Below are 15,077 nucleotides of genomic sequence, written 5' to 3' on the forward strand. Positions count from 1 at the left end.
GACATGATCCGGATTCTCCGCGGGTATGTCACCCGCGTTAACCTCTATCAAAGGTATGACCGTGCCTTTACCAAGGTATGACCGTGACCGCCAGCAGGAGAATTCGATGACCTCAGCGACCATTCCGGGCCTGGATACGGCACCGACCAAGCATGCGGGCCTATTGGCCTGGGTTCAAGAGATTGCCGAGCTCACGCAGCCGGACAGGGTGGTGTTCGCCGACGGCTCCGACGAGGAGTACGAGCGGCTGACGGAGCACCTCGTCGAGGCCGGAACCTTTCAGCGCCTGAACGACGAAAAACAACCGAATTCCTTCCTGGCGCTGTCGGATCCGTCCGACGTGGCGCGGGTCGAGTCACGCACCTACATCTGTTCGCAGCGTGAGATCGACGCGGGCCCGACCAACAATTGGATGGATCCCGCCGAGATGCGGGGCATCATGACGGACCTGTACCGCGGATCCATGCGGGGCCGGACGTTGTGGGTCGTGCCCTTCTGCATGGGGCCGCTCGGCGCCGAGGATCCCAAGCTGGGCGTCGAGATCACCGACTCCGAGTACGTCGTGGTGTCGATGCGCACGATGACCCGGATGGGCAAGGACGCGCTGGACAAGCTCGGCGACGACGGCTTCTTCGTCAAGGCGCTGCACTCCATCGGCGCCCCGCTGGAGCCGGGCCAGAAGGACGTGCCGTGGCCGTGCAACGACACCAAGTACATCACCCACTTCCCCGAGACCCGGGAGATCTGGAGCTACGGATCCGGTTACGGCGGCAACGCGCTGCTCGGCAAGAAGTGCTACTCGCTGCGCATCGCGTCGGCGATGGCCCACGACGAGGGCTGGCTCGCCGAGCACATGCTGATCCTCAAGCTGATCTCCCCGGAGAACAAGGCGTACTTCATCGCCGCGGCGTTCCCGTCGGCGTGCGGCAAGACGAATCTCGCGATGCTGCAGCCGACCATCCCCGGCTGGCGCGCCGAGACCGTCGGCGACGACATCGCCTGGATGCGCTTCGGCAAGGACGGCAGGCTCTACGCCGTCAACCCCGAGTTCGGCTTCTTCGGCGTCGCGCCGGGCACCAACTGGGACTCCAACCCGAACGCGATGAAGACCATCGCCGCGGGCAACACGGTGTTCACCAACGTCGCCAAGACCGACGACGGTGACGTGTGGTGGGAGGGGCTCGAGGGCGACCCGCAGCACCTCATCGACTGGAAGGGCAACGACTGGACGCCCGAGTCGAAGGAGAAGGCAGCGCACCCCAATTCGCGTTACTGCACCCCGATTTCGCAGTGCCCGACGCTCGCGCCCGAGTGGGACGATCCGCAGGGTGTGCCGATCTCGGCCATCCTGTTCGGCGGCCGCCGCAAGACGACCGTCCCGCTGATCACGCAGGCCCGCGACTGGCAGCACGGTGTCTTCATCGGTGCCACGCTGGGTTCCGAGCAGACCGCCGCGGCCGAGGGCAAGGTCGGCACGGTGCGTCGCGACCCGATGGCCATGCTGCCGTTCATCGGCTACAACGTCGGCGACTACATGCAGCACTGGATCGACGTCGGCAAGAACTCCGACGAGTCGAAGATGCCCGCGGTGTTCTTCGTCAACTGGTTCCGCCGCGGCGACGACGGCCGCTTCCTGTGGCCGGGCTTCGGCGAGAACAGCCGCGTGCTGAAGTGGGCCATCGAGCGCATCGAGCACCAGGCCGACGGCAAGACCACCCCGATCGGCATCGTCCCGACGGCCGCTGACCTGGACCTCTCGGGTCTGGACGTCGACGCGTCCGACGTCGACGAGGCGCTGGCCGTCAACCCCGAGGAGTGGCGCAAGGAACTGCCCCTGATCGAGGAGTGGTTCGAGTTCGTCGGCGAGAAGCTGCCGACCGGCATCAAGGACGAGTTCGACGCGCTGAAGCAGCGGTTGGCCGACGCGGACTAGTGCCCGGCGTCGAACGCCATCGGTAGCGTCGTCGGGCCGCTCAGCCCGGTCAGCGGCTTCCACGGTGCGGGCCCGGTGCGCCGCGCATTGGGCATGCGACGCGGAATGATCGCCAGGGCCTCGGTGAGTTCGGCTCGGGCGAGGTGCGAGCCGAGGCAGTAGTGCACACCGCCGCCGAAGCTCAGCATGGCGGGCGGGGCCTCGCGGGTGATGTCGAGCCGGTCGGGGTCGTCGTAGACCTCGGGATCGCGGTTGGCCGAGCCGGCGTTCACCATGACCAGGGTGCCCGCCGGGATGCTGACGCCGCCCATTTCGACGTCCTCGATGGCGGTGCGCATGGTGACCGCGCCGATCGGGGAGTGGCGCATGGTCTCCTCGACCGCGTTCGGGGCGAGTTCCGGATGCTCGGCCAGCAGAGCCCACTGGTCGGGACGGTCGCAGAGGACCTGTACCGAAGCGGCCACCTGGTTGCGGGTGGTGTCGGTGCCCGCCATCAACAGACCCGAGGCGAGCATCAGCAGTTCGGCATGGGTCAGGCGGTCACCGTCCTCTTCGGCGCGGATCAACTCCGAGATCAGGTCGTCGGTGAGGTTGTGGCGCCGGTCGTCGATCATCTCGTCGAGGTAGGCGTCGAGCGCGTCCCAGGAGCGCAGGATGTTCGGCACCTCGTTGTGGGCGTCCCAGCCGAAGGTCTTCATGATGTCGTCGGTCCACTGGGAGAAGAGCTGCCAATCCTCGCGTGGGGCGCCGAGCAGCGCGCAGATGACCGGAATCGGGTATTGACGGGCCACGTCGGCCACCATGTCGCAACGGCCGGTCTCGGTGAGCGGTTCGACCAGCTCGGTGATGACCTCGACGATGGTGGTGCGCAGCCGCGCGGCACCGCGAGGGGCGAAAGCCTTCGAGACGAGGCGGCGTAGCCGGTGGTGTTCGGCACCGTCGAGGCTCAGCAGGTTCTTGACGACCCGGTCCCAGAGCGGACCCGACGTAATCCCTTGCGCCCCAAGCCCGAATCCGGGTGGGACGCAGAACCGGGGGTCGCGCAGCACGGAGCGGACCAGATCGTAGGTGAGCAGCTCCGGCCCGTGTGGGCCGAGCGCGATCGGCGCCTGCCGCCGAGCCTCGCGGAACATGGCGTGCGCTTCCTCGGGATCATCGACGAGCTGGTAGTCGATGGATGGCAACCCGGCGTCGAAGACGCTCGGCACGGTGGGGTGGTCTATTCCGATGGTCATGGCCGTCTCCTCGGGGGAAGGGATTCACTGTCCCGCCGGCGGAGAAAGCTGCCTAGAGTAGTCGACTACTCGACTTCGATCATGTGCGGGACGAGCGTTGGATTCCGGCCTCGTAGCGCACTCGACCGACCTCTTGACACCTGTCAAGTCGGGGCATCGTAGAGTGCTGGACATGCAGATCCGCGACCACGTCGGTACCGGCAAGCCGGCCGTCGTCATGTACCCCACGGGCACCGTCGTCACGTTCGACGAACTGGAGTCCAGGGCCAACCGGCTGGCGCACTACTTCCGGGCTCGCGGCCTGCGGGAGGGCGACGTCGTCGCGATCCTGATGGAGAACAACGAGCACATGCACGCCGTCATGTGGGCGGCGCGGCGCAGTGGGCTCTACTACGTGCCGATCAATACGCACCTCACCTCAGCCGAGGCGGCGTACATCATCGACAACAGCGGAGCGTCGGCGATCGTCGGCTCCGCGGCGCTGCGCAGCACGTGTGAGAAGCTCGCCGCCGACCTGCCCAAGGGGCTTCCCGACGTCCTGTTGATCGCCGACGGCGACCTCGCCGGTTGGCAGCGCTACCCGGAAGCCGTTGCGGATCAACCCGATACGCCCATCGCCGACGAGTGGGAGGGCGATCTGCTGCAGTACTCGTCGGGCACCACCGGTCGCCCGAAGGGCATCAAGCGGCCGCTGCCCCACGTTCCGCCTGCCGAGGCGCCCGGCATGATGTCGATGCTCGTCAGTGTCTGGATGAACCCCGGTGCCACCTACCTGAGCCCCGCGCCGCTCTATCACACCGCGCCGTCGGTGTGGTCGATGAGCGTGCAGTCCGCCGGCATCACGACGGTCGTGATGGAGAAGTTCGACGCCGAGGGATGTCTCGACGCGATTCAGCGCCATGGCGTGACTCACGGGCAGTTCGTGCCTGCCATGTTCACGCGGATGCTGAAACTGCCTGAGGCCGTACGCAATTCGTACGACGTGTCCAGCCTGGAACGTGTCATCCACGCCGCCGCACCATGTCCGATCGACATCAAGAAGCAGATGATCGACTGGTGGGGGCCGATCGTCGACGAGTACTACGCCTCGTCCGAGGCGCACGGATCGACGTTGATCAGCGCCGAGGAGTGGCTGGCGCACCCGGGGTCGGTCGGCAGGCCGATGACGGGCGGCTTGCACATCGTCGGCGAGGACGGCAACGAATGCCCGCCAGGAGAGGCCGGCGAGATCTACTTCGAAGGTGGCCATACCTTCGAATACCTCAACGATCCCGAGAAGACCGCGTCGGCCAAGGATCCCCGCGGCTGGATGACCGTCGGCGACATCGGCTACGTCGACGAGGAGGGCTTCCTGTACCTCACCGACCGGCGGCACCACATGATCATCTCCGGCGGCGTGAACATCTACCCGCAGGAAGCGGAGAACATGCTCGTCACCCACCGGAAGGTGATGGACGCCGCGGTATTCGGCATTCCCGACGACGAGATGGGCCAGCGCGTGCAGGGCGTGGTGCAGACCGTCGATCCCGCTGATGCCACCGACGCGTTCGCCGAGGAACTGTTGGCATGGCTGCGAGACCGGTTGGCGCACTACAAGTGCCCGCGCTCGCTTGCGTTCGAGGTGCAACTGCCGCGCACTGACACCGGCAAGCTGTACAAGCAGACCCTGATCGAGAAGTACTCCCAACCGGTCGGCTGACCCGATGGCCCTGCACGTCGTCGACCTGGCGGACCCGGTCGGTCCGCTGCCGTTGGGCGTGTTGGTCGCGACTGGTGACCCCGGCGCCGCCACTGCCGAGTTCTGGCTGGAGCGTGCAACGTTCACGCTCGTCGAGAGGGCGTCCGAGGACCGTCGCACGGTTCGCGTACCGTCGGTCGCCGCGGCGGTGGCCGAGATCGGTGAGCGGGTCGAGCGATGGCCGCAAGCGGCGGCGGTGTGCGACGACGTGTTGCGCGCAGTGGACGTGACCGCGCCGGCGTTCGCCGGGGTGATCACGGAGTCCCTGGCCTACTCGACGCTGCAGGCGGGGCCGGAGTTCGGCAGGTGGCTCGTCGAGCGGGGTCCGGCGACCGTACCGGTCATCCCCGAACCCGTCGAGGCCGAGCGGGATGGCGACGAATTGCGGGTGCGGTTCAACCGGCCGCAACGCCACAACGCGTTCTCGACCGACGCGCGCGCAGCGCTGCTCGAGGCGCTCGAGGTAGCGAGGCTCGACCCATCCGTGACACGAATGGTGTTGTCCGGCAACGGTAGGTCCTTCTGCAGCGGAGGCGATCTCGCCGAGTTCGGCACGTTCACCGATCCTGCATCCGCGCACCTCGCGCGCACCCGGCACAGCCCCGCGTTGGTGCTCGACGAGATCACCGCGCGGCTCGGTCCGGCGTGCCGGGCCGAGGTGCACGGTCAGGTGCTGGGCAGCGGGCTGGAGATGGCGGCGTTCTGCGGCCACGTGACGTGCCGCCCCGGCGCGACCCTCGGTCTCCCGGAACTGGCGCTCGGCCTGATTCCTGGCGCGGGTGGGACGGTGAGCATCACCCGGCGGGTCGGCCGCTGGCGCACGGCATACCTGGTGTTGTCGGGACGCACCATCGATCCGGCCACCGCGCTGGACTGGGGCCTGGTCGACGCCATCACCGAGTGACTTGTGGAGTCTCGCCGGTGCTGGCCGCCGGTCAGACTCCACGGATCGCAGGCCGATGCCATGATCGAGGCGTGCAGACTCGACGATTCTGGAAGACCGACACGTTGACCGTCGAGCTGGACTACGACGACGATGCGCTCACCTTCAGCGGCGTGGACACCGCAGGCTGGTCGGGCACGTCGGAGTACGAGTACTGGGTGTCGGTGAAGCCCGCCGATCTGCGGGCCGCACTCGGCGTCGGCGCCGAGGCCGATCTCGGTGCGGTGCTGGGCGAGCGGGCCGAGGAGATCATCCAGGCCGGCGAGTCCCGTTGGCTGGCTGCGCTCGGTCTGGAGCCGTCGGTACGGACCTGGTCGTCGTACCCCGATTAACCCGAGCGGCGCAGCGTCACCCGGTAGGTGTACTGCTCCGGTAGGAAGTGACTGACCGCCAGCTCGACCGGCGTCCCCGTCGCGTCGGCGTACAGCCGGTCCACCCGCAACATCGGATGACCGGGGTCGCAACCCACCGCGTCGGCCACGACCTGATCGGCATTGCCGACCGTAATCGACTGCGCTGCTTCAACGATGGGTTCATTCAGGTGCGGTTGGGTGAGGCCGATGACGGTGCTCGTGCTCACCGCGCCGTCGGCCATCTCGGGTGCGTCGAGGATGGGCCGGGCGACCGGTTCGGGCAGGTGCACCCGGGTCAGTACGAACGGCACGCCGTCGTGACACCGCCGGAAGACCACCGTGTAGACGACGTCCTCGACCAGCCGCAGCCGGCTGGCGGCGTCGACGTCCACCCGCCTGCGCAAGCCCGACAGCACCTCCATCGTGGTGTCGTCGGACAGGCTCATCAGGTCCTCGATCGACCCGAGCTGACGCAGGTACCTGCGCCCGGACTCGCTGGCATACGTGCCCCGGCCGGGCACCCGGTACACCAACCCCTCCGCCACCAGGTCCTGGAAGGCGCGGCGCACCGTCTGCCGGGAGAGGCCGTGGCGGGCGACGAGCTCGGATTCGGTGGGTAGCCGCACGCCTTCGCCGTACACGCCGGCGGCGATCTCGTCGCGAAGTTGTTGGCGCAGTGTCTGATACGCCGGTGCCGACCGCATGGTCAGATACCGCCGCGGGACACCAGCTGCGCGGCGATGACGTTGCGTTGGATCTCGTTGGTTCCCTCGCCGACGATCATCAGCGGCGCGTCGCGGAAGTAGCGTTCCACGTCGTACTCGGTGGAATAGCCGTAGCCGCCGTGGATGCGGACGGCGTTGAGGGCGATCTCCATGGCCACCTCGGAGGCGAACAGCTTGGCCATCCCTGCCTCCATGTCGGCACGCTGTCCGCTGTCGTAGCAGTCGGCGGCATGCAGGGTCAGCTGACGTGCCGCGGTCAGCTTGGTGGCCATGTCGGCCAGGTAGTGGCCGACGGCTTGGTGCTTCCAGATCGGCTGCCCGAAGCTCTCCCGCTGCTGGGCGTAGGCCAGCGCATCGTCCAGGGCCGCTGTCGCCACCCCGAGTGCCCGCGACGCCACCTGGATGCGGCCGGTCTCGAGGCCCTTCATCATCTGGCCGAAGCCCTTGCCGGGCTCGCCGCCGAGGATGGCGGACGCCGGGATGCGGTAGCCGTCGAACGACAGCTCGCAGCTCTCGACGCCCTTGTAGCCCAGCTTGGGTAGGTCCCGGGAGACGGTGAGGCCCGGCCCGTGTTCGACGAGGACGACGGAGATGCCGCGGTGCTTGGGTTCGGCGCCGGGATCGGTCTTGCACAGCAGTGCGATCAATCCGGACCGGCGCGCGTTCGAGATCCACGTCTTGGTGCCGTTGATGACGAGGTCGTCGCCATCACGGCGCGCGACCGTGGTCATGTTCTGCAGGTCCGACCCGCCGCCGGGTTCGGTGAGCGCCATCGTCGCGCGCATCTCTCCGGGTGCCATCGCGGGCAGGTAGCGCTGCTTCTGCTCCTCGGTGCCGAACAGGCCGATCAGTTTCGCCACGACGGTGTGTCCGCCCATCGCGCCGGCCAGACTCATCCACCCGCGGGCCAACTCCTGCGTCACCAGCACGTAGCAGCGGGTGGACACCGGCGCGCCACCGTACTCCTCGGGCACCGCCAGCCCGAAGATGCCGATCCGCTTCATCTGCTCGATCCACGCCTCGGGGTATTCGTTGGCGTGCTCGACGTCGCGCACGGTGGGACGCACGTCGCGGTCGACGAACGACCGGACGGTCTCGACGAGCATGGCTTCTTCGTCATTGATGGTTTCCATTTGTACGGCCATATTGACACGGTCATCGCAATACTGCCAGCATGTGCAGCTGTGACTTTGTCCGGCCATATCTCTGGTGGCCCCCATTTCGACGAGTTGTCCGTCGGCCAGGTATTCGACTGGGCGCCGTCGATGACGCTGAGCCCGGGCGCCGCCGCCGTGCACCAGTCGATCGTCGGCGACCGCATGCGCCTGCCTCTCGACCAGACGCTCACCCACGCCGTCACCGGAGCGCCGTCAGCCCTGGCGCACCCGGCGCTGGTGTGCGACGTCGCGATCGGGCAGACCACCCTGGCCACGCAGCGGGTCAAGGCCAATCTGTTCTACCGGGGGCTGCGGTTCCATCACTTTCCCGTCATCGGCGACACGCTCTATACCCGCACGGAAGTGGTAGGGCTGAAACAGAATTCGGCCAAACCGGGCCGGGCGCCGACCGGGCTGGCGGCGCTGCGCATGACGACCATCGACCAGGCCGACCGCCTGGTGCTCGACTTCCACCGCTGCGCGATGCTGCCGCTGCGTGACGGCGCCCCGGACACCGGCCACGACGACGACCTGTCGGCGATCGGCGTCGACGCGCCTGCCCCGCTCGATCCGACCGAACACTGGGACGCCGACGCGTTCCGCACGCGGGTGCCCGGGCCGCACTTCGACCCGAGCATCGCAGGTGCTGTGCTGCACGGCACGGCCGACGTGGTCACCGGTGCGCCCGAACTCGCCCGCCTCACGCTCAACGTCGCCGCCACGCACCACGACTTTCGCGTCGGCGGCCGGCGCCTGGTGTACGGCGGGCACACCATCGGGCTGGCGCTGGCGCAGGTGACCCGCGTCCTGCCGAACCTGGTGACGGTCCTCGGCTGGGAGTCGTGCGATCACACCGGTCCGGTGCACGAGGGCGACACCCTGTACAGCGAGATCCACGTCGACGAGGCGACCGCCCTGCCCGGTGGGCGCGGCGGGATTCTGTCGCTGCGCTCCCTGGTGTACGCGGTCGACGAAACCGACCGGCAGGTGCTGGACTGGAGATTCACCGCCCTGTTGTTCTGACGGTTGTTCTGCCGGCGCCATTCCGTGTCGGCACCGGGGCGGCTGCGACCACAATGGGTGCGGTGGACGCGGCAGCGCAGGACTGGGGTGCCAGTGGACTGGCGTACCTGACCGGTCTGCCCGATGGTCCACCGGACTTCTCCCGCGCCGCCGTGCTGACCCATGCGCGCAGCGTCGCCGCCGATCTCGGCTCGAATATCGGCGTGCAACTGGACGCCGCCGCGCTACTGGCCGGGCGCGCAGCCCAGCTCGGGTTGTCCCGCGGTGGCCGCGTCTCGGCGGGCGGCGCCACCCGGCTGCTGCGCACGCACAGTGGGTGGTGCGCCCTCACGCTGTCGCGGCCCGACGACGTCGACACCCTGCCCGCCCTGCTGGAGAGCTCCACCGCACCCGATGACCCGTGGGGTGCCGTCGAACGCTGGGCCGCCGCCACCTCCGCCGACGAGGCCGTCGGACGGGCCCGGCTGCTGGGGCTGCCCGCGGCGGTGCTCGGCGAGGCCGTCGCCGCGCAACCGGCGGTCCGCCGGCTCGGCGCCGCGGCACCGCCTCGTTCGCCGGCGGGCTTGCTGGTGGTCGACATGTCGTCGATGTGGGCGGGACCGCTGTGCGCACAGATCCTGGGCTGGGCGGGCGCCATGGTGGTGAAGGTCGAGAGCGCGACGCGGCCGGACGGCACCCGCTCGGGCAGCAGGTCCTTCTTCGACTGGATGAACGGCGGAAAGCTTTCGTATGCAGCAGATTTCGACGACACGGCGAGCCTACGCACCCTGCTCACGGTGGCCGACGTCGTGATCACCTCGTCGCGACCCGCAGCGCTGACCCACCGCGGCCTCGGCCCCGACGACGTGCCTGCGGCCGAGGGGCGGGTGTGGCTACGGATCACCGGCCACGGCTCAGGCGACGGCGCCGATCTGGTGGCGTTCGGTGACGACGCCGCGGTGGCGGGTGGACTGGTCGGCCGAAGCGACGAGGGCCCGGTGTTCTGCGGTGACGCCATCGCCGACCCACTGACCGGCCTGCACGGCGCGCTCGCCGTGGTCGAGGCGCTGGCCCGCGGCGGCGGTGAACTCGTCGACGTCGCCATGGCGGCCGTCGCCGCGAACTATGCGGCACTACCCGCGCACCCGGTCGAAACCAATTGCGTCGCCACACCACCCACCCCTCCCATCGTGGCGTTGCCCGCCGCCGACCTAGGCGCCGACAACGCCCGGGTGGACCGAATCGTCGCCGAAAGGCAACTCGCCTCATGCTGATCCAGCGCGCACGCCTCCTTGAGGGCCCCGTCGTCGACATCCGCGTCGAGCAACGGATCGTCGACGTCGCGGAACGCCTCACCCCGGCCAAGGGGGAGTCGGTGCTCGACGCCGGGGGCGGCACCGTCATCCCCGGCCTACACGACCACCACGTCCATTTGCGTTCCGCCGCAGCAGCGCTGACGTCGGTGCCCGTGGGACCGCGGGAGGTGCGCGGGCGTGACGACCTCGCCCGCGTGCTGGCCGGAGCGGAGATCGGTGAGGACGACTGGATCAGGGCCGTGGGATACCACGAAGCCGTGGCCGGGCCGCTGGACCGGGCGACGCTGGACGAGGTGGCCCCTGAGGTCCCCGTGCGGGTGCAACACCGAAGTGGGGTGTTGTGGACGCTGAACTCGGTGGGCCTCGCCAGGGTCGGGCTGCCAGAACATCCCGACGGACGGCTGCGCAGCGCCGACCCCAACTGGTCGAACAGCTTGCAGCGCAGGCACATCGGGCTGGCCGAGATCAGTCGGCGGCTGGCGTCCTACGGCGTCACGGGTGTCACGGACGCCACCCCGAACCTCGGCCTCGAGGACGTGGTGATGTTCGCCGAGGCCCACCGCCACGGCGAGCTCCTACAAGCGGTCGCGTGCCTGGCGCCCGGCAAGCGGATCCTGCACGACGATGGCCTCGACCTCGACGAGCTTGCCGCTTGGATCCGGCACCGCCACGACGCGGGCGGCACCGTCGCCCTGCACTGCGTCACCGCCGCCCAACTCGTCGTCACCATCGCCGCATTCGACGCGGCGGGCACCCGACCCGGGGACCGCATCGAGCATGCGGCCGTGGTGCCCGACGACTGCCTTGCCGAACTGGCCCGGCTCGGCGTGACGGTCGCGACGCAGCCGAACTTCGTCGCCGAACGCGGTGACCAGTACTTGGCCGACGTGCCGGCCGACGAGCACTCCCAGCTGTGGCGGGTTGCCTCGCTGCTGGCTGCGGGCGTCAAGGTCGTGCTGTCCACCGACATGCCGTTCGGCGACGCCGACCCGTGGGCGGCGATGCGGGCGGCGGTGCACCGCACCACCGCCTCGGGAAGGGTTCTCGGGCCGGCCGAGTGCGTCGACGCCCGCACCGCGCTGCAGATGTTCCTGGGTGAGGCGGACGAGCCGACCAGCACGCGCACCATCGAACCCGGCCAGCCGGGAAATCTGTGCGTAACCAGTGCGGCGCCCGAAGACGTTCTGCGCCAGCTGGATTCGGATCTGGTGGCCGCCACGATCGTCGAGGGAAGCGTGGTCTTCGAGCGGGCGTGACGCCCACGGTCTGAGTATTGCGAAATAAACTCAGATGTGTTCGCCTTGTTCATGCACATGGAGCACTTCACCTTCGGCCGCAACAACGGCTTGCGCGTGTCGGCACTGGCGCTGGGCGCCGGAAACTTCGGCACCGGCTGGGGCCATGGCGCCGACGAGACCGCCAGCGCGGCCATCGTCGACCGGTTCGCCGAGGCGGGTGGCACGTTCATCGATACGGCCGCGAGCTACCAGGCCGGGCAGTCCGAGGAGTTTCTCGGCCGCATCCTGGCCGGCCGCCGCGACCAGTTCACCCTGGCCACCAAATTCGCCATCGGCGGGAACGCCGACGGTAGTGGGGTACTACAGACCGGCAACGGCCGCCGTGCCATGTTCTCCTCCGTCGAGGCCAGCCTGCGCCGTCTCGATACCGACTACATCGACTTGTTGTGGGTGCACTTCCCCGACTTCGTCACCCCGATCGACGAGATCGTGCGCGCCTTCGACGATCTCGCCCGCCAAGGCAAGGTGCTCTACGCCGGTCTTTCCAACTTTCCCGCATGGATGACGGCGCGGGCCGTCACCCTCGCCGAACTTGGTGGCCAGCTGCCGATCGCCGGCGTGCAGTTCGAGTACAGCCTCGTCGAACGCAGTGGTGATCGCGAGAACCTGCCGATGGCCGAGGCGCTCGGCATCGGCGCCGCGTTGTGGTCGCCGCTCGGCGGAGGGCTGCTGACCGGCAAGTACCGCACCAGTGCCGCAGGCCGACTCACCGAGTTGAAGACGTTGGTGCACGGCGAGGACGAGCCACGCAAGGCTGCCACCGTCGACGCGGTGCTCGCCGCGGCCACGGAGCTCGGCGTCACGCCAGGGCAGGTGGCGGTGGGGTGGCTGCTCGAGCGCGCCCGGCGCTCACCGACCGGCGTGGTGCCCATCGTCGGTCCGCGCACGGTCGAGCAGTTGGACGGCTACCTCGGTGCGCTCGACGTGCGGCTCGATGCGGACACCTACGACGTTCTGGACCGGGCCAGCGCCATCCCGCTCGGGCAACCGCACGAGCAGAACGCCGACAGGGTCACGGTCACGCTCGGCGGCGGGGGCTTCAGGCGTCCTGCCGTTCCTTCAGCGTGAGCGCGCTGCGCAGAAACTCGATCTGACTGGCGAGGAACGACTTGGAGACCTCGGCCTTCGCCACGACGCCGTCGAAGCCGTGGAACGCGCCGGGGACCACCTCGACCTCGCATGGAACTCCGGCCGCCTGGAGCCGCTCGGCGTAGGCGAGGTTCTCGTCGTGGAACAGGTCGAGGGTGCCGACGCCGACCCATGCCGGGGGTAGGCCGGCAAGGTCGTCGCGCCGTGCGGGTACGGCCACGTTCGGATCGGCGTCGCCGAGGTAGCTCGACCAGCCGTACCGGTTGGACGACTGCGTCCACAGCCGATGGTTCGGGTCGTGCAGACCCTCTGCGGTCCCGGACCGGTCGTCGAGCATCGGATAGACCAGCAGTTGGGCCGCGAGGTCGATCTCGCCGCGGTCGCGCGTCAGCAGCGCCAGTGCGGCGGCAAGGCCACCACCCGCGCTGGCCCCGCCGATCGCCACCTGCGTGGGGTCGACGGCGGGCAGCCCGGCCAGCCAGCTCAGCGCCGAATAGCAGTCCTCGAGCGGGGTCGGATACGGATGTTCGGGTGCCAGCCGGTAGTCGACCGCGACGACGGTGATGCCGAGGTCCCGCGCAAACCGGCTGCACACGACGTCGTCCTGTGACGCGGTGCCGATCACGTAGCCCCCGCCGTGGATCCACAACAGGCCGGGCCCGGCTTCCGTCGCGCCGGGCGGTCGGTGCAGGCGGACGTCGACGCCCGAGGCGAGCGTCAGCACCTCGACGCCGGCAGGGGCGCCACCGCGAACCAGCAGCCGTGACGCACCCCGGATCAGGGGCAACGTGTACGGGCCGATCAGCGTGCGGGGGAGGAAGCGGGCGGCGCGCTCCAGTTCGGGGTGAAAGTCAGGCACCAGCCGACCTTAGCCGAGCTAATTGCGCGCGCAAACGTTCGCGCCGCGACGGTCCCCGCGCACGAATCGGCAGGGGTGGTCGCCAGTGGACGGTCAGGCCGCGGGCGGCGGCGGTGCGGGTGGTGGCGGCACCATCCACGGCAACGTGATGGGCGCCATGCCCGGGATCTCGAACACCCCCGGCTGCGGCTGCGTCGTGGTCGGTTCTGCCCCTGGAGGCGGACCCGGCGGTGGCCCCAGCGGGGGCGTCGTCGTCGCAGTGGTCGTCGGCGCTGCGCTGGTGGTCGTCGGCGCCACGACCGCCGTTTCGGGAGCCACCGGCAGAAGCGGCTCCTCATAGACCGGCGGCGGTGGTTCGTCCGACGTGGTCTGAGGCGGCGGCGGTGGGGGTGGTGGCGCGGCAGGAGGGACATCGGCCGGCTGCGGCGCCCTGAGGTTCCCCACCAGCGGAGCCCAGCCGTTCGCCCGACGGTCGCCCACCCCGCACGACACCTGCCGGCTGCCTGCAGACCAGCTCTCCGCCGAGACGGTGTCGTAGCTGATGGCCAGGCCGGCGGAGGACACCGTCCGCGGGGCGAGGTAAGCGTCGGCGGCGCGCGTGCACGCGTCGGTGAGGAAGGCGTGCTGGTCGGCCTCGGCGGGCAGGCCATCGGCGAACCGTTCGCCGAGGTTCACCGCACCGGTCACCTCCAATGCGTGCGGCGACGAGCATTCCGTGGGCACGTCTGTCGATCGGCGGGTGCCCTGGTCGATGCCGAGGCACGTGCCGACCGGCCACACCCTGGACTGGTCGAGCTCGGCGATCTTGCCCTTGAACGGAACCGGACGGCCTCCGGGGCCGACGAGTTGCAGCCCGCACAACAGGTTTCGCTGGCCCGGCGGCGCCCCCACGGCGTCACCCGGCCAGACGACGGCGATGGTGAATCTGCTGCTCGGGTCGTACCGGTCACCCAGGTACTGGCGCACCGCGAGCTGACACGGCTCGCCGAAGTTGGTCATGTCGACGGGCTTCGCCACTTCGAACATGTGATCGTCGGTGCACCAGACGAACGACGGCTTGTCCGGTGCGTCGACGGGCCAATTGAGGCACGTGCCGCTCTTCGCGCTGCCGAAGACCACGTCGGATCGGGTCTCGCCCTTGGCGGTCCGGTCCGGGTCGGGCGTCGACGTCGCCAGCTGGATCACGCCGCCGAGGAGCAGGCCGATCAGCACCAGGGTCAGGAAGCCGCGTCGGCTCGCCCTGGTCGAGCAGTGCGCGTCGTCGGCCGTCGACCGTTCACGCTCCAGTGCGGCAAGCACCGAGGCGAGGTCGGGTTCCGCGCCATTTTTCGGCGACGGCGGCTCTGACGGCGAGCCGAGTTTGCTAGCCACGGTAGTGAAGCTTGGCACAATCCCCGCCGTCGCGCCTGGTCCGGGCCCTTTCGTTACC

Annotated in this window: 13 protein-coding genes; 8 read left to right on the forward strand and 5 right to left on the reverse strand. The window is 69.2% G+C overall.

The window, feature by feature from the left end; translation table 11 throughout:
• Nucleotides 1-106: 106 nt before the first annotated feature.
• Entirely contained in the window at nucleotides 107-1,933 is a 1,827-nt protein-coding gene (locus tag N536_RS0100515; RefSeq protein ID WP_029111818.1) for a phosphoenolpyruvate carboxykinase (GTP), read from the forward strand.
• On the opposite strand, the gene N536_RS0100520 is transcribed toward N536_RS0100515, so the two are convergent.
• Nucleotides 1,930-3,168 carry a cytochrome P450 gene (locus tag N536_RS0100520; RefSeq protein ID WP_029111819.1) on the reverse strand — a complete coding sequence of 413 codons (1,239 nt, stop codon included), beginning with the start codon at nucleotides 3,166-3,168 and terminating at the stop codon, nucleotides 1,930-1,932. The genes N536_RS0100515 and N536_RS0100520 overlap by 4 nt on opposite strands.
• Nucleotides 3,169-3,340: 172 nt before the next feature.
• Here N536_RS0100520 and fadD4 point away from each other — a divergent pair, with 172 nt between their 5' ends.
• The 3 genes from fadD4 (at nucleotide 3,341) to N536_RS0100535 (ending at nucleotide 6,181) form a co-directional block, all read left to right on the forward strand.
• Nucleotides 3,341-4,867 carry a fatty-acid--CoA ligase FadD4 gene (gene fadD4, locus N536_RS0100525; RefSeq protein WP_029111820.1) on the forward strand — a complete coding sequence of 509 codons (1,527 nt, stop codon included), beginning with the start codon at nucleotides 3,341-3,343 and terminating at the stop codon, nucleotides 4,865-4,867.
• Nucleotides 4,868-4,871: 4 nt separating this feature from the next.
• Nucleotides 4,872-5,810: an enoyl-CoA hydratase/isomerase family protein gene (locus N536_RS0100530; RefSeq protein ID WP_036434881.1), complete on the forward strand. Its 939-nt coding sequence runs from the start codon at nucleotides 4,872-4,874 to the stop codon at nucleotides 5,808-5,810.
• A gap of 71 nt (nucleotides 5,811-5,881) precedes the next feature.
• Nucleotides 5,882-6,181 carry a hypothetical protein gene (locus N536_RS0100535; protein ID WP_155948363.1) on the forward strand — a complete coding sequence of 100 codons (300 nt, stop codon included), beginning with the start codon at nucleotides 5,882-5,884 and terminating at the stop codon, nucleotides 6,179-6,181.
• Here N536_RS0100535 and N536_RS0100540 read toward each other — a convergent pair.
• Nucleotides 6,178-6,906 (reverse strand): GntR family transcriptional regulator, encoded by a 729-nt coding sequence (locus N536_RS0100540; protein ID WP_029111823.1) that lies wholly within the window; start codon nucleotides 6,904-6,906, stop codon nucleotides 6,178-6,180. The two genes, N536_RS0100535 and N536_RS0100540, sit on opposite strands and share 4 nt — an antisense overlap.
• 2 nt (nucleotides 6,907-6,908) lie before the next feature.
• The gene (locus tag N536_RS0100545; protein ID WP_029111824.1) at nucleotides 6,909-8,060 is read right to left on the reverse strand and encodes an acyl-CoA dehydrogenase family protein; all 1,152 of its coding nucleotides are present in this window, start codon (nucleotides 8,058-8,060) and stop codon (nucleotides 6,909-6,911) included.
• Nucleotides 8,061-8,192: 132 nt separating this feature from the next.
• Between N536_RS0100545 and N536_RS0100550 the strand changes: the two genes are divergently transcribed.
• The 4 genes from N536_RS0100550 to N536_RS36975 are packed head-to-tail and all read left to right on the forward strand — an operon-like array spanning nucleotide 8,193 to nucleotide 12,768.
• Nucleotides 8,193-9,107: an acyl dehydratase gene (locus N536_RS0100550; RefSeq protein ID WP_231514406.1), complete on the forward strand. Its 915-nt coding sequence runs from the start codon at nucleotides 8,193-8,195 to the stop codon at nucleotides 9,105-9,107.
• 53 nt (nucleotides 9,108-9,160) lie between these two features.
• Complete coding sequence (locus N536_RS0100555) at nucleotides 9,161-10,360, forward strand: CoA transferase (RefSeq protein WP_029111826.1); 1,200 nt, start codon at nucleotides 9,161-9,163, stop codon at nucleotides 10,358-10,360.
• Entirely contained in the window at nucleotides 10,354-11,658 is a 1,305-nt protein-coding gene (locus N536_RS0100560) for an amidohydrolase family protein (protein ID WP_029111827.1), read from the forward strand. The genes N536_RS0100555 and N536_RS0100560 overlap by 7 nt, the downstream gene beginning before the upstream one ends.
• 36 nt (nucleotides 11,659-11,694) lie before the next feature.
• Entirely contained in the window at nucleotides 11,695-12,768 is a 1,074-nt protein-coding gene (locus tag N536_RS36975; protein WP_231514373.1) for an aldo/keto reductase, read from the forward strand.
• On the opposite strand, the gene N536_RS0100570 is transcribed toward N536_RS36975, so the two are convergent.
• The gene (locus N536_RS0100570; protein ID WP_029111828.1) at nucleotides 12,740-13,648 is read right to left on the reverse strand and encodes an alpha/beta hydrolase; all 909 of its coding nucleotides are present in this window, start codon (nucleotides 13,646-13,648) and stop codon (nucleotides 12,740-12,742) included. The two genes, N536_RS36975 and N536_RS0100570, sit on opposite strands and share 29 nt — an antisense overlap.
• A gap of 93 nt (nucleotides 13,649-13,741) precedes the next feature.
• Nucleotides 13,742-15,019 carry a septum formation family protein gene (locus N536_RS36980; RefSeq protein WP_081808983.1) on the reverse strand — a complete coding sequence of 426 codons (1,278 nt, stop codon included), beginning with the start codon at nucleotides 15,017-15,019 and terminating at the stop codon, nucleotides 13,742-13,744.
• Nucleotides 15,020-15,077: the final 58 nt, after the last annotated feature.

Origin of the sequence: Mycobacterium sp. URHB0044 (assembly GCF_000620625.1) — a bacterium.
Classification (GTDB): domain Bacteria; phylum Actinomycetota; class Actinomycetes; order Mycobacteriales; family Mycobacteriaceae; genus Mycobacterium.

What these genes read in the sequence shown, in the direction of transcription:
- N536_RS0100515 (WP_029111818.1), top strand. Translation starts at nt 107, where the DNA reads ATGACCTCAGCGACCATTCCGGGCCTGGATACGGCACCGACCAAGCAT.
- N536_RS0100520 (WP_029111819.1), bottom strand. Translation starts at nt 3,168, where the DNA reads ATGACCATCGGAATAGACCACCCCACCGTGCCGAGCGTCTTCGACGCC.
- fadD4 (WP_029111820.1), top strand. Translation starts at nt 3,341, where the DNA reads ATGCAGATCCGCGACCACGTCGGTACCGGCAAGCCGGCCGTCGTCATG.
- N536_RS0100530 (WP_036434881.1), top strand. Translation starts at nt 4,872, where the DNA reads ATGGCCCTGCACGTCGTCGACCTGGCGGACCCGGTCGGTCCGCTGCCG.
- N536_RS0100540 (WP_029111823.1), bottom strand. Translation starts at nt 6,906, where the DNA reads ATGCGGTCGGCACCGGCGTATCAGACACTGCGCCAACAACTTCGCGAC.
- N536_RS0100545 (WP_029111824.1), bottom strand. Translation starts at nt 8,060, where the DNA reads ATGGAAACCATCAATGACGAAGAAGCCATGCTCGTCGAGACCGTCCGG.
- N536_RS0100550 (WP_231514406.1), top strand. Translation starts at nt 8,193, where the DNA reads ATGACGCTGAGCCCGGGCGCCGCCGCCGTGCACCAGTCGATCGTCGGC.
- N536_RS0100555 (WP_029111826.1), top strand. Translation starts at nt 9,161, where the DNA reads ATGGGTGCGGTGGACGCGGCAGCGCAGGACTGGGGTGCCAGTGGACTG.
- N536_RS0100560 (WP_029111827.1), top strand. Translation starts at nt 10,354, where the DNA reads ATGCTGATCCAGCGCGCACGCCTCCTTGAGGGCCCCGTCGTCGACATC.